Here is a 13,590-nt window from a genome sequence, read left to right on the forward strand (position 1 = left end):
CTCCCGCCCCGGCCCCCGAGGCCGAGGAGCAGAAGGAGGTCGCCCTGACCCAGGCGCTGATCGACGGCCTCGTGGCGGCGCAGCCCGAACTGGCGAAACTCCCTGCCGGCAACGCGGACAAGCCCGATCCGAAGGTCCAGGCCCAGGCCGTGGCCATCGCGAAGAAGAACGGTTTTGCCAGCGTCGACGACCTGCAGGACGCGGCCGACAGCGTCGAGGCGGTGCTGGACGGCGTGGACCCCGAGACGAAGACCTATGTCGGCGTCGTGCCGCTGCTGAAGAAGCAGGTCGCCGCCATCGAGGCCGATACGAAGATGAAGCCCAAGGACAAGGCCGCCGCGCTGAAGGACATCAACGAGGCGATCGCCGCCGGCGAGCCCACCAAGCCCTCCGACGGCAACATCGCCCTCGTCACCAAGAACATCGACAAGCTCGGTCAGATGGCGGGCGGCGGGCAGTAGCACCCCACCGAGCCGAGCCCGGCCTCCGGGAATGGCGGTCCGCGAAGGGCTCGTGCAACCGGAGGTCGGGCCGCTGACTTTCCATCACGACGTCGCCGGCGCAGGAGCCGGCGACCGCAGCGAGGCTCAGGACCAGTGACTGCACCTTTGAGGCCGGTTCCGCCGAGCGGCCGGCCGGTAACGGAACGGGCTTTTCCGCAGGGCGGTCCGGCTTGGAACGGCCCGGGCTTCGGCGAATTCGTCGGTATCGTCGCCCTGATGATGGCCGTGACCGCCATCTCCATCGACAATCTGCTGCCGGCCTTCCCCGCGATCCAGGCACGGTTCTCGGTCGCCGACCCGAATGCGCTGCAGCTTCTCGTCTACGTCTACATGATCGGTTTCGGCGTCGCCCAGATCGTCTACGGGCCGGTCTCGGATGCGCTGGGGCGCCGGCGGGTGCTGCTCGGGAGTCTGGCGGTCTACGGCGCGGGCACGGGCCTCGCCATGGTCGCGCCGTCCTTCGAATGGCTGCTGGCCGCCCGCGTCATCCAGGGAATCGGGGCGGCGGGCGGGCGCGTCCTCTCCACCGCCATCGTGCGCGACCGCTATTCGGGGCGCGAGATGGCCAGCGTCATGTCGCTGATCATGATGGTGTTCCTCATCGTGCCGATGATCGCGCCCGCCATCGGCGGGGCGATGCTGCTGCTCGGCTCCTGGCACTACGTCTTCGTCTCCATGCTGGCCCTGGCCGGAATCCTCACCCTCTGGTTCTCCTGGCGCATGCCGGAGACGCTGCATCCGGAATTTCGGCGTCCGCTCTCCCTGCGGTCGATCGGGCAGGCGGTCTCCCTGACCTTCCGCACCCGCGTGGCGGTCGGCTACGCCACCGCCCTCGGGCTGCTGACCGGCTGCATCATGGGCTATGTCGGCTCGGCCCAGCAGCTCTTCGATACAGGGCTCTACCGGCTCGGGGCCCTGTTCCCGCTCGCCTTCGCCCTGGTGGCCGGCGCCATGGGGGCGGCCACCCTCGTCAATGCCCGTCTGGTGCGGCGCCTCGGGATGCGGCCGCTCTCGCATGTAGGCCTCACCCTGTTCGTGGCGGTGGCGCTGGCCCAGGTCGGAATCGGCCTCGCCTATGCCGGGCATCCGCCGCTGTGGCTGTTCCTCACGGTGCTCGCCGGCAACCAGTTCATGATCAGCTTCGCCATGCCGAACTTCAACGCGCTGGCCCTGCAGCCCCTCGGCGAGATCGCCGGCACGGCCTCGTCCTTCCTCGGATTCTACACCACCATCCTCGGCGCCTTCTGCGGCTTCATCATCGGCCACGCCTTCGACGGCACGGTGCTGCCCCTCGGCCTCGGCTATGCCGGCCTCGGCGGATCGGCGCTACTCGTGGTCGCTTGGACCGAGCGCGGGCGGTTGTTCCGAGGTGGGGTGTCGGGTTGAGGACCGCACCGGTTCGACAGCGACCATAAGTTGAACTCAACGCGCGCCTCGCCTATCTTTCTCTTGACGGCGGGCGATCCCAAAAGAGTTCGCTCGATGAGCGCCTCCTACGCGATCGCCTTCGTCTTCACGCCGTTACTCGCCGTCGGCCTCGGCTGGCTCGCAGTTCTGCTGCATGAGCGCTCGCTGGCGAAGGCGGAGCGTCGCTCCCCGGGCGAGTGAGCGCCGGCTCCAAGCTTTAACGCCGTCTTCAGTCGCTCACTCGCATTCTTCCGACCTCGATGGGGTCAGGGACGGAGTTCGCGCGTGTTCGGTCGGAGCCAGGACGGAATCCTCCTTGCGTCGCGCCTGTTGCTGGCGGCGGCGCTGCTGCCCACCGGCATCGCGCGTGCGCTCAACGTCTCGGGTTTCGCGCTCGCGCTGGCCGGGGCCGGGATGCCGTCTCCCAATGCCGTCGCCACGGCGGCCGTGGTGGTTCAGGTCTTCGGGCCGCTGGCGCTCATCCTCGGTGTCCTGCCCCGCATCACCGGCTTCGCCCTGGCGGGGTTCGCGGTGGCGATGGCGGTGATGCTGCACGGGTTCTGGGCCTATTCCGGCGCGGCGGCGATGACCGAGCGCACCCTGTTCCTCGCCGATCTCGGCCTGGCCGGCGGCTTCCTCATCTACGCGCTGGCCGGTCCGGGCGCATGGAGCTGGCAGGGCTGGCGCCGCTCGACCCGGGAGGCGCCCGCTCCCGCCCGGCCGCAATCGGCCAACGCCAATGCGAAATCCGCCAAGGGACCGAAGCGTAGCCCCGCCCGGCCGTCGAGCCGTGCGGCGGCCTAAACGCCCTTCGACGCCAGGCGCTGACCCGACACCTCCGCGCCCGCATCCGGCTTCAGCCGCAGGAAGGCGAGGAGGGAGACGGACGAGATCAGCGCGACGGTGAGGAAGGCGGGCCAGAAATCGCCGGCCTCGATGGTCGTGCGGCCATGCTGCGCGGCGGCCGTCTCCAGGGCCAGGGCTCCGATGGAGACGCCGAGGCTGAGGGACAATTGCTGCGCGACGCTCGCGAGACTCGTCGCCGAACTCATCTCCCGCTTGTCGAGATCGGCATACGCGATGGCGTTGACGCAGGTGAATTGAAGCGAGCGCACGCAGCCGCCGACGAGCAGGATGCCGATGATGATCCAATGCGGCGTCTGCGCGGTGAACAGGCCGTTCACTGCCAGGAAGCAGGAGGCCACGACGGCGTTGAACAGCATCACCCGGCGGAAACCGTAGGCGCGCAGGATGCGCGGCCCGATGATCTTGATGAGGAGCGCGCCCGCCGCCGCGGCGAAGGTGAGCAGTCCCGATTGCAGCGGATCGAGTCCGAAGCCGATTTGCAGCATCAGCGGCAACAGGAACGGGATCGCCCCTGTGCCGATGCGGAACAGGCTGCCGCCGGTCACCGCCGCGCGGAAGGTCGGGTACCTCAGCAGATCGAGGCGGATCACCGGATGCTCGACCCGGCGCGAATGCGCGAGATAGAGCGCGAGCAGGATCACGCCGCCGCCGAGACACCCCCACGAGACGTAATCCGGCAGGAGGTGGCGCCCCAGGGAGGCGAGGCCGAGCATCAAGGTGGCGAGGCCGGCTCCCGAGAGCAGGAACCCGAGGACGTCGAGGGGCGGCCGGGACGGCTCGCGGATGTTCTCGAAATAGATCGTCGAGAGCGCGATTCCGGCCAGCCCGATCGGTATGTTGATGAAGAAGATCCAGCGCCAATCGAGATAGGTCGTGATCAACCCTCCCAGAGGCGGCCCCATGATCGGTCCGATCAGGGCCGGGATCGTCAGGTAGGCGAGGGCGCTGACGAGTTCGCTCTTCGGCACCGCCCGGAGGATGACGAGACGGCCGACCGGCACCATCATCGCTCCGCCGATGCCCTGGAACGCGCGCGCGGCGACGAAGGCGCCGAGCGAATCGGACGCGGCACAGGCCAGCGACCCCGCCATGAACACCACGAGGGCGGCGCGGAAGATCGTGCGCGCACCGTAGCGGTCGGCCATCCAGCCGCTGATCGGGATGAAGATCGCGAGACTCACGAGATAGGAGGTCAGCGCCAGTTTCAGGGCGATCGGATCCTCGCCGAGGCTTCGGGCGATGGCCGGCAGCGCGGTGGCGATCACCGTGGAATCGGTGTTCTCCATGAAAAGCGCGGTAGCGACGACGAGGGGAACGATCTGTGATGGGCGCATGGGGATCGCGTAGGTAGCGCGGACGAAGCCGCCCGGTTCCGTCACGCCGTCGAGGGGGCGCAACTCGGCTCTCGAACGAACATGCACACAAATGATGGTCTCTGTGGATGACACGTGCGGTGTCGCACGTGGTGGACGACCGTGACCCACGAGCCACAGGTGCGGGCTTCAAGTGGTCAGGCCGGCATGGCCGCCTTTCGGGGGCGTCGATACGGCCTTAAGCTCAGCAACAATTCGGCTGTCTCGTATCACGTCGGTCGAGCGAGCCACCGCCGCCATTTTGCGCGAAAGATATTGAATGCCCTCGCGGTTCGAAACCTGTCGACGCTCGCCCCTCATCGGTGGGGCTCTGGGCCTGCTGCTCATGGTCGCCGGTTGCGGCACCGTCATTCTCAACGAGACGGGGTCGCTCACCCGCTACGACCGCCTCAATGGAAGCACCGAAGTGGCCACCGGGGCGAAGCTCTACGCCGATCAGCCGACCCTCGCGGCGACGCGGACGGTCCGCATCATCCCGGCGGCGTTTCCGGAATCGATCTCCGGCCCCGGTCTCAACAGCGTCGAGCGCCGGCTGATCGCCAACGCGGCCGACCGCGCCCTCTGCTACGAGCTGTCGCTGCGCTACGACGTGGTCTCCACCAAGAAGGCCGACCTCACGATCCGGTCCGCCGTCACCCGTGTCGAACTCACCAACGTCCCGGCGGCCGGCGCGACCATCGCCACCTCGGCGGGAATCACCATCGCGTCCCAGCTCGGCGTCGGCTTCGCCACCGCTGTCGGCCGCGTGCCGATCCCGCGCATCCCGATCGGTCTCGGCAGCATCACCATCGAGGCCGAGGCCCTCGATAGCCGTCACCAGCAGCGGGCGGCGATGATCTGGGGCGGCGGCGCCAACGCCTTCACCAACCAGGCGCGCTTCTCGGCGGCCGGGGACGCCTACGATCTGGCCGGCGAATTCGGCCAGGATTTCGGCACGTTGCTCGTCACCGGGCGCGACCCGTTCAAGGAGCCGCTGGCGATTCCGAGCTGGGACCGCATCCGCGTCACCACCCTCGGCGAGGCTCCGCTCGACCCGGATTGCGAGCAGTTCGGCCGCGCGCCCGGCATCGACGGCATGGTCGGCGACTATCTCGGCCTGCCGCCGGAATGGACCGACAAGGGCCCCCGCGACACGATCAACTGAGTTTTCCATTGCGATGCCGCGATCCTGCCTTTGCGCAGGGTCCGGCCCCATGATACTGCGCCGTGCCAACGCATTCGGCGTCGACGGCTGTTACAGCCCGGCGCCTCTCACCGTTTCGGGAGTTGGCACATGGCTCGTATCACCGCGGATTCCATCATCGAAGGCCTGACCTTCGACGACGTGCTTCTCCGTCCCGCCGCATCTTCGGTGATGCCCACCGAGGTCAGCGTCGCGTCGCGACTGACCCGCACGATCCACCTCAACATGCCGATCCTGGCCTCGGCCATGGACACCGTCACCGAAGCGCCGATGGCCATCGCCATGGCCCAGAACGGCGGCATGGGCGTCATCCACCGCAATCTCGAGCCGCACGAGCAGGCCGAGCAGGTCCGCCTCGTCAAGAAATACGAGTCGGGCATGGTGCTCAACCCGATCACCATCCATCCCGACGAGACCCTGGCCGACGCCTTCTCGCTCATGAAGCAGAACCGCATCTCCGGCATCCCGGTGGTGGAGCGCGGCCCCAACGGCTCGCGCGGCAAGCTCGTCGGCATCCTCACCAACCGCGACGTGCGCTTCGCCACCAACCCTTCCGAGACCGTCGCCGAGCTGATGACCCGCGACCGGCTCATCACCGTGCGCGAGGGCGTGAACCAGGAGGAGGCCAAGCGCCTGCTTCACCAGTTCCGCATCGAGAAGCTCCTCGTGGTCGACGACCATTACCGCTGCATCGGCTTGATCACGGTCAAGGATATCGAGAAGCAGGTGGCCTATCCCGGCGCCGTGAAGGACGAGCAGGGCCGCCTGCGGGTCGCCGCCGCCACCACCACGGGCGATAGCGGGTTCGAGCGGGCCGAGCGTCTCATCGATGCAGGCTGCGACGTGATCGTGGTCGACACCGCCCACGGCCACTCCATCAAGGTGCTCGATGCCGTGCGCCGGGTGAAGCAGCTCTCCAACGCCGTTCAGGTGGTGGCCGGCAACGTCGCCACCCGCGACGGGGCCCAGGCGCTCATCGATGCCGGCGCGGACGCGATCAAGGTCGGAATCGGCCCGGGCTCGATCTGCACCACCCGCATCGTGGCCGGCGTCGGCGTGCCCCAGCTGACCGCCCTGATGGAAGCGGTGGAGGCCGCCGACCGGGCCGACGTACCGGTCATCGCCGATGGCGGCATCAAGTTCTCTGGCGATCTCGCCAAGGCCATCGCGGCCGGCGCCTCCGTGGCGATGCTGGGCTCGCTGCTGGCCGGAACCGACGAGGCGCCGGGGGAGGTGTTCCTGCACCAGGGCCGCTCCTACAAGAGCTATCGCGGCATGGGCTCGGTGGGGGCCATGGCCCGCGGCTCGGCCGACCGCTACTTCCAGGCCGAGGTCAGCGACACCCACAAGCTCGTCCCCGAGGGAATCGAAGGTCAGGTGCCCTACAAGGGGCCGGTGGCGGCGGTGCTGCACCAGCTCGCCGGCGGCCTGCGTGCCGCCATGGGCTATGTCGGCGCGCCGACCATCCCCGAGTTCCAGGACAAGGCGCAGTTCGTCCGCATCACCAATGCGGGCCTGCGCGAGAGCCACGTCCACGACGTGACCATCACCCGCGAGAGCCCGAACTACCCCAGCCGCGCCTGAGCCCGGTCCGATGTCCGATCCGCGCCATCTCGTGCTCTGGCCCGTGCTGGCGCAGATCGGGCTCACCTTCGGCCTTTATGTCTGGCTCTCCGTGGCGCGCCTGCTGGCGGTGCGTCGCGGTGAGGTGGGGTTCGGCTGTTTCGAGTTCGGCCGCGACGAGCCTCCGGCGATCGCGCGCATCACCCGCAACCTCTCCAACCAGTTCGAACTTCCCGTCATCGTCTTCGCCTGCGTCGCCCTGCTCGCGGCCCTCGACCGGGTGACCTGGGTCGATGTCGCCGCCGCTTGGCTCTTCTTCGCCGGCCGGGTGATCCATACCGCCGTCCAGACGCTCACCGACGACGTGCCGCTCAGGGGCAGGGTCTTCGTCATCAACTTCCTCGGCTGCGCGATCCTCGTCGCGCATCTCGGCCTCGTCGCCCTCGGGCGCTGACGCCGCCGCATCGGGATCCTCCATGACCGTCCAGGCCATCCTCGCCCCCGTCTTCGCGCAAGTTCTGTTGATCTTCGTGCTGATGTTCTGGCTGGGACGGGTGCGCCTGGCCGAGATCAAGGCGGGTGCGGTGACGGCCGGCGACGTCTCGATGGGGCAGCGCAACTGGCAGCCCCGCGCGCAACAGGCCGCCAACGCGTTCTCCAACCAGTTCGAGCTGCCGGTGCTGTTCTTCGCCCTGGTGCCGCTGGCACTCTACACGAAGAAGGCCGATCTGCTCTTCGTCGTACTCGCCTGGATCTTCGTGGCGTCGCGCGCCGTCCATGCGGGCGTCTACGTCACCTCGAACCACGTCCCCTTCCGTTTTCGCGCCTATACGCTCGGGGCGCTGGTGCTGCTGGCGATGTGGATCGTCTTCGCGGTGCGCATCTTTCTCGCGCCGATCGGAATTTGAACGCACGCCTGGAAAACCGCCTCCCTCGTCCGATAAAGAGGGACGCTCATCGAGATTGAGGATCGTCCCATGCGCGTGCTCGTCGTCGGCGCCGGTGCCACCGGTGGATATTTCGGGGCGCGTCTCGTGGAGGCCGGTCGGGACGTCACCTTCCTCGTGCGGCCTGCGCGAGCCGAGAAGCTCGCCGCCTCGGGGCTTCGGGTCAAGAGCCCGGCCGGCGACATCCATATCGCGGAGCCCCCGACCCTCACCGCCGCCGATCTCGCGGCGGGCAAGGGCGGACGCTTCGATCTCGTTCTCCTCAGCTGCAAGGCCTACGACCTCGACGGAGCCATCGCGGACGTGGCCCCGGCCGTCGGCCCCGCGACGCTGGTGCTGCCCGTCCTCAACGGCCTGCGCCATCTCGACGCCCTCGACGCCGCCTTCGGACCGGAGAATGTCCTCGGCGGGTCCTGCGCCATCGTGGCGACGGTGCGGGGCGACGGTGAGATCCGCATGATGAGCCCGCTCCATTCCCTCACCTTTGGCGAGCGGGCAGGGGGGCGCTCGGAGCGGGTGGAGCGGATCGAGGCGCTGATGCAGGGCGTCGCGTTCCAGGCTCGCCTCAGCGAGGCGATGGTGCTGGAAATGTGGGAGAAGTGGACGTTCCTGGCGACACTCGCCGGGGCGACCTGCCTAATGCGGGCCACCATCGGCGACATCGTCGCCGCGCCGGGCGGCCTCGCCCTCATCGAGGCGCTGATGGAGGAGTGCCGCCGGATCGCCGAAGATGCCGGCTACGCCCCGCGGGAGAAGGTGATGCAGAACACGCGCACGAGTCTCACCGCGGAAGGCTCGGCCTTCACCGCCTCGATGCTGCGCGACATCGAGAACAAGGCGCGGATCGAGGCCGATCACATCATCGGCGATCTCATCGCCCGCAGCCGCGACGGGGCGCACCCGATGCTCGACCGGGCCTACACCCATCTCAAGGCCTACGAGAACCGCCGCGCCCGCGAGGCCGCCTGAGCGGCGGCCCCGGAAAGGCGGACGCTCAGTAGCGCGGAGCCGGGGGAGGCGGCGGCGGGTTGCCGTATTCGAGCTGCGTCTTGGCATCGTAGGGGCGCTGCGGCGGCGGCGTCAGGTCGACGGCGGGCGCGGTGGAGCAGGCGGCGACGCTGAGCAGGACGAGGCCCGCGAGAGTGAGTTGGACGATGGGGTACATGACGATTGCGAGGCTCCGGACGTTGACGCAGCGGGCTCGGGCGCAGCAAGGGCACGAGACGAGTCTGGCGCCCTGCCTGTCTGACGGCCGATCGCGCCGGAAGCTCGGCTGTATTGTGTCGGACACCCGCTCAAAGCGTGACCGTATCGCGGCGGTGGCCGTGACCGGTCACGCTTCCCTAACCCTGAGGATTTCATCCTGACCCCTCCCGCTCGCCTTTCCGCCGCCATCGAAGTGCTCGCCGACATCGCCGGTCGGCGCCGACCGGCCGCGGACGCCCTCAAGGATTGGGGCCTCGCCCACCGCTTCGCCGGCTCCGGCGACCGCGCCGCCATCGCGAGCCTCGTCTACGACGCCCTGCGCCGCCGGGCCTCTTCCGCCTGGGTGATGGGGGACGAGACCCCGCGCGCCATCCTGATCGGCATGCTGCGGCTGCAGCACGGACTCGCGGCGCCCACCATCGCCGAGCTGTTCTCGGGCGAGCGCTTCGCGCCCGATCCCCTGACCGATGCCGAGCGCACGGCCATCGCCGAGGGCTCGCTCGCCGAGGCACCGCCCCATGTGGCCGGCGACGTGCCGGACTGGATCCTGCCCTCCCTCGGCCACCTGTTCGGCGATACCCTGCTCGAGGAACTGCGCGCGCTCGCCCGCCGCGCGCCCCTCGACATCCGCATCAACACCCTCAAGCGCGACCGCGAGACGGCCCTGGCCGGGCTCGCGCATCTGGCGCCGGCGGTGACGCCGCATGCGCCGAACGGCCTGCGCATTCCCATCGGCGAGGACGGTCGCGGTCCCGCCTTGCATGTGGAGCCGGAATTCCTCGACGGCTGGTACGAGATCCAGGACGAGGGCTCGCAGATCGCCGGCGCTCTGACCGGTGCGCGCGCGGGCGAGACCGTGGTCGATCTCTGCGCGGGCGGCGGTGGCAAGACCCTCGCCCTCGCGGCCATGATGCGGAACGAGGGACGCCTCATCGCCACCGACGACGATCCGCGCCGGCTCGCGCCGATCCACGACCGGCTGCGCCGCTCCGGTGCCGAGGCCGAGATCCGCACCCCGCGCGGCGGACGCGCGCGGGCCGACGTGCTCGGCGACCTCGACGGCACCGTGGACCGGGTGGTGGTCGACGCGCCCTGCACCGGCACGGGGACGTGGCGGCGCAATCCCGACGCCAAATGGCGCCTGCGCCCCGGCTCCCTCAGCGCCCGCGTCACGGACCAGGCCGAGGTGCTCGACCGGGCCGCCCGCCTGGTGCGGCCGGGAGGGCGGATCACCTACATCACCTGTTCCCTGCTGCGGGAGGAGAACGACGGGGCCATCGACGGCATCCTCGCACGGGCGAATGGCGGGCTGACGGTCCTGCCGGCCGAGACGGTCGCCGCCGACCATGCGCCGGGCCTCGCCGGGGTGGTGCGGTTCACCGAGCACGGCCTGCAGATGAGCCCGGCCCTCACCGGCACGGACGGCTTCTACGTCGCCACCCTGGAACGACGCGGCTGATGCGCCTCGACCGCCGGACATTGGTCGCCGCAGCCGCGGCGATGCTGTCCGGCGGTGCGCAGGCCCGCGCGGAGACGGTTCCGGCTCCGGGCACGAATCTCGACGTGATCGACCTGTGGCCCGGCTTGCCCCCCGGCGGCGGCGGTCCCATCGCGGCGGATGGGCGGTTCGACGAGAGCCGCGACGGGGTGATCAGCAACGTTGCGCGGCCCTGCCTCCTCGTCATGCGCGCGCCCAAACCCAACGGGGCGGCCCTGCTCGTCGCGGCGGGCGGGGGCTATCGCCGCATCGACATCGGCAACGAGGGCATACCGGTGGCGCGCTGGCTCGCCACCGTGGGCATCACCGCCTTCGTGCTGATCTACCGCCTCCCCGGCGAGGGCTGGGCGGCCGGTGCCGACGCGCCGCTCCAGGACGTGCAGCGGGCACTCCGCCTCGTCCGCGCGGGGGCCGTGACCTACGGCATCGACCCCGAACGGGTCGGCGTGCTCGGCTTTTCCGCCGGCGGCCACCTGATGGGGGAGGCGGCCATGCGCGCCTCGGCGGAGACCTATGCCGGGCTCGACGCCAGCGATGCGCTCTCGGCCAGGCCCGAGCTCGCGGGGCTGATCTACCCCGTCATCACCCTGCTTCCGCCCTTCGACCGGACCTCCACGAGGCGCATCCTCGCAGGCGACCCGCCCGATCCGGTGAAGGCCTCGGCCTATTCGGTGGAGACGCATGTGCGCGAGAAGGCGCCGCCGACCTTCCTCGCCCAGGCCGCCGACGACCCCATCGCCGTGGTGGACAACAGCCTGCTCATGTATGCCGCCCTGCGCGGCGCCCTGGTGCCCGCCGAATTGCACCTGTTCGAGCGCGGCGGCCACGGTTTCGGCCTCGGTGTGCCCGGCTCCCCGGCGGCGGCCTGGTCCGGCCTGTTCCTCACCTGGATGCGCCGACGCGGCTTCCTCCGTGCGTGAGCCAACGGGCGATGGGCGCGCCCGATGCATGTGGGCGGCGCGCGCCCTGCGGAACCTGCGCGTTGCACGGCGGCAGGGCCTCGTCTAACTCCGATCCATGAATACCGACCACGACAAGATCCTCATCGTCGATTTCGGCTCCCAGGTGACCCAGCTCATCGCGCGGCGGGTGCGCGAGGAGGGGGTCTATTGCGAGATCGTCCCCTTCACCAAGGCGGCGGAGGCCTTCGCCGAGTCGAAGCCCAAGGGCGTGATCCTGTCCGGCGGCCCCGAATCGGTGACGAGCGACGCCTCGCCCCGCACGCCCCAGGTGGTGTTCGATTCGGGCGTGCCGGTCTTCGGCATCTGCTACGGCCAGCAGACCATGGCGGCCCAGCTCGGCGGCGAGGTCGAGGGCGGGCACCACGCCGAATTTGGCCGCGCCGAGATCGAGATCATTTCGGACTGTCCCTTGTTCAAGGGCGTCTGGCATGTGGGCGAGCATTATCCGGTCTGGATGAGCCACGGCGACCGTGTGACCAAGCTCCCCGACGGTTTCACCACCGTCGCCCTGTCGAAGAACGCGCCCTTCGCGGCGGTGGCCGACGAGTCGCGCAACTATTACGCCGTCCAGTTCCACCCGGAGGTGGCGCACACCCCGCACGGTGCCCTGCTGATCCGCAACTTCGTGCGCGACATCGCCGGCTGCACCGGCGACTGGACCATGGGCGCCTATCGCGAGGAGGCCATCGCCAAGATCCGCGCCCAGGTGGGCAAGGAGCGGGTGATCTGCGGCCTGTCGGGCGGCGTGGATTCCTCGGTGGCGGCGGTGCTGATCCACGAGGCCATCGGCGACCAGCTGACCTGCGTCTTCGTCGATCACGGCCTGCTGCGCATGGGCGAGGCCGACGAGGTCGTGCGGCTGTTCCGCGACCATTACAACATCCCCCTGGTCCATGTTCAGGCGCAGGAGCTGTTCCTCGGCGAGTTGGAGGGCGTCAGCGACCCGGAGATCAAGCGCAAGACCATCGGCCGCCTGTTCATCGACGTGTTCGACGAGGAGGCGAAGAAGATCGGCGGCGCGGCCTTCCTGGCCCAGGGCACGCTCTACCCGGACGTGATCGAGAGCGTGTCCTTCACCGGCGGCCCCTCGGTGACGATCAAGAGCCACCACAATGTCGGCGGCCTGCCCGAGCGCATGAACATGCAGCTCGTGGAGCCCCTGCGCGAGCTGTTCAAGGACGAGGTCCGGGTGCTCGGCAAGGAGCTCGGCCTGCCCGAGGCCTTCGTCGGCCGCCACCCCTTCCCCGGCCCCGGCCTCGCCATCCGCTGCCCCGGCACCATCACCGCCGAGAAGCTGGAGGCTTTGCGCAAAGCCGATGCGATCTATCTCGACGAGATCCGCAAGGCCGGGCTCTACGACACGATCTGGCAGGCCTTCGCGGTGATCCTGCCGGTGAAGACGGTGGGCGTGATGGGCGACGGCCGCACCTACGACCACGTCTGTGCGCTCCGCGCCGTGACCTCGGTCGACGGCATGACGGCGGATTTCTACCCCTTCGACATGGCCTTCCTCGGCCGCGTCGCCACCCGCATCATCAACGAGGTCAAGGGCATCAACCGGGTGACCTACGACATCACCTCGAAGCCGCCCGGCACGATCGAGTGGGAGTGATGTCAGTCTCCACCGACATTGCGCCGGATCGTTCCACAAGCCGCTTGACGAGGTTGCTGATGATGTTGGTGTGCAAGAGATAGCGCGTCACAGGTCGACCTTACGTCCCTCTTCACGGGGGCGGGAAAGATCTAGTTCCGCATTCACCGGCGGCGAGCGCCGTAAGGCGGCAAGGATACGTCGAGTCTTGGCCGGAGCGCGAGCGATCGACTGGCTGACGGTCGCGCGAAGCTTCGAGGCCTCGGACGTGTCCTCGGACTGGCGTCTGGGGAGCGACCGGATGAGGTCGCGATCTGCGTCCCGGCCAAGCACTTTGAAACGCGCGAGGCCGCGCTCGCCAAGGCGCGAGCGATATTTCCGGATGGCGCGTTTCTGCGAGCTTTCCATCATCGGCTCCGGACATCTCCAGTAAAATATCTAGAGCGAGAGCGGGCAGCAAGGTCGCGTGGTCGGCTAAGGGGGCGGTCGG

General features: G+C 69.2%; 15 protein-coding genes. 12 read left to right on the plus strand and 3 right to left on the minus strand.

The features are described from left to right. The 4 genes from FV220_RS00850 to FV220_RS00860 form a co-directional block, all read left to right on the plus strand. Window positions 1-461: hypothetical protein (locus FV220_RS00850; RefSeq protein WP_147829065.1), on the plus strand; the 461-nt coding region annotated here is incomplete at its 5' end. 258 nt (window positions 462-719) lie between these two features. Next, on the plus strand, window positions 720-1,889 hold the full coding sequence (locus tag FV220_RS00855; RefSeq protein WP_244474428.1) for a multidrug effflux MFS transporter: 1,170 nt from the start codon (window positions 720-722) through the stop codon (window positions 1,887-1,889). A gap of 96 nt (window positions 1,890-1,985) precedes the next feature. Next, complete coding sequence (locus FV220_RS26340) at window positions 1,986-2,111, plus strand: hypothetical protein (RefSeq protein WP_274533758.1); 126 nt, start codon at window positions 1,986-1,988, stop codon at window positions 2,109-2,111. A gap of 84 nt (window positions 2,112-2,195) precedes the next feature. Next, complete coding sequence (locus FV220_RS00860; RefSeq protein ID WP_147829067.1) at window positions 2,196-2,714, plus strand: DoxX family protein; 519 nt, start codon at window positions 2,196-2,198, stop codon at window positions 2,712-2,714. Here the strand turns inward: FV220_RS00860 and FV220_RS00865 are convergent. Then, on the minus strand, window positions 2,711-4,111 hold the full coding sequence (locus FV220_RS00865; RefSeq protein ID WP_147829161.1) for a DHA2 family efflux MFS transporter permease subunit: 1,401 nt from the start codon (window positions 4,109-4,111) through the stop codon (window positions 2,711-2,713). The two genes, FV220_RS00860 and FV220_RS00865, sit on opposite strands and share 4 nt — an antisense overlap. Before the next feature lie 298 nt (window positions 4,112-4,409). On the opposite strand from FV220_RS00865, the gene FV220_RS00870 reads away from it, so the two are divergent. The 5 genes from FV220_RS00870 (at window position 4,410) to panE (ending at window position 8,812) form a co-directional block, all read left to right on the plus strand. Continuing rightward, complete coding sequence (locus FV220_RS00870) at window positions 4,410-5,294, plus strand: DUF3313 domain-containing protein (protein ID WP_018045078.1); 885 nt, start codon at window positions 4,410-4,412, stop codon at window positions 5,292-5,294. Between the two features lie 129 nt (window positions 5,295-5,423). Then, window positions 5,424-6,917: an IMP dehydrogenase gene (guaB, locus tag FV220_RS00875; RefSeq protein ID WP_018045077.1), complete on the plus strand. Its 1,494-nt coding sequence runs from the start codon at window positions 5,424-5,426 to the stop codon at window positions 6,915-6,917. Between the two features lie 10 nt (window positions 6,918-6,927). Continuing rightward, window positions 6,928-7,350 (plus strand): MAPEG family protein, encoded by a 423-nt coding sequence (locus FV220_RS00880; RefSeq protein ID WP_147829069.1) that lies wholly within the window; start codon window positions 6,928-6,930, stop codon window positions 7,348-7,350. 22 nt (window positions 7,351-7,372) lie between these two features. Beyond that, on the plus strand, window positions 7,373-7,804 hold the full coding sequence (locus FV220_RS00885) for an MAPEG family protein (protein ID WP_147829071.1): 432 nt from the start codon (window positions 7,373-7,375) through the stop codon (window positions 7,802-7,804). Window positions 7,805-7,873: 69 nt separating this feature from the next. Then, window positions 7,874-8,812, plus strand: a complete 939-nt coding sequence (panE, locus tag FV220_RS00890) for a 2-dehydropantoate 2-reductase (RefSeq protein ID WP_147829073.1) — start codon at window positions 7,874-7,876, stop codon at window positions 8,810-8,812. Between the two features lie 25 nt (window positions 8,813-8,837). Here panE and FV220_RS25320 read toward each other — a convergent pair whose 3' ends face one another. After that, window positions 8,838-9,008 (minus strand): hypothetical protein, encoded by a 171-nt coding sequence (locus FV220_RS25320; protein WP_018045073.1) that lies wholly within the window; start codon window positions 9,006-9,008, stop codon window positions 8,838-8,840. Window positions 9,009-9,206: 198 nt separating this feature from the next. On the opposite strand from FV220_RS25320, the gene FV220_RS00895 reads away from it, so the two are divergent. From FV220_RS00895 to guaA, 3 genes are all read left to right on the plus strand, one after another. Next, window positions 9,207-10,508, plus strand: a complete 1,302-nt coding sequence (locus FV220_RS00895; protein WP_147829075.1) for an RsmB/NOP family class I SAM-dependent RNA methyltransferase — start codon at window positions 9,207-9,209, stop codon at window positions 10,506-10,508. After that, window positions 10,508-11,467, plus strand: a complete 960-nt coding sequence (locus tag FV220_RS00900; protein ID WP_147829077.1) for an alpha/beta hydrolase — start codon at window positions 10,508-10,510, stop codon at window positions 11,465-11,467. Before FV220_RS00895 ends, FV220_RS00900 begins: the two co-directional genes overlap by 1 nt. A gap of 97 nt (window positions 11,468-11,564) precedes the next feature. Next, the gene (gene guaA / locus FV220_RS00905; RefSeq protein WP_056140468.1) at window positions 11,565-13,121 is read left to right on the plus strand and encodes a glutamine-hydrolyzing GMP synthase; all 1,557 of its coding nucleotides are present in this window, start codon (window positions 11,565-11,567) and stop codon (window positions 13,119-13,121) included. A gap of 87 nt (window positions 13,122-13,208) precedes the next feature. Here guaA and FV220_RS00910 read toward each other — a convergent pair whose 3' ends face one another. Next, window positions 13,209-13,508 carry a hypothetical protein gene (locus tag FV220_RS00910; RefSeq protein ID WP_026176153.1) on the minus strand — a complete coding sequence of 100 codons (300 nt, stop codon included), beginning with the start codon at window positions 13,506-13,508 and terminating at the stop codon, window positions 13,209-13,211. Window positions 13,509-13,590 lie beyond the last annotated feature (82 nt).

Origin of the sequence: Methylobacterium sp. WL19, from assembly GCF_008040005.1 — a bacterium.
Classification (GTDB): domain Bacteria; phylum Pseudomonadota; class Alphaproteobacteria; order Rhizobiales; family Beijerinckiaceae; genus Methylobacterium; species Methylobacterium bullatum.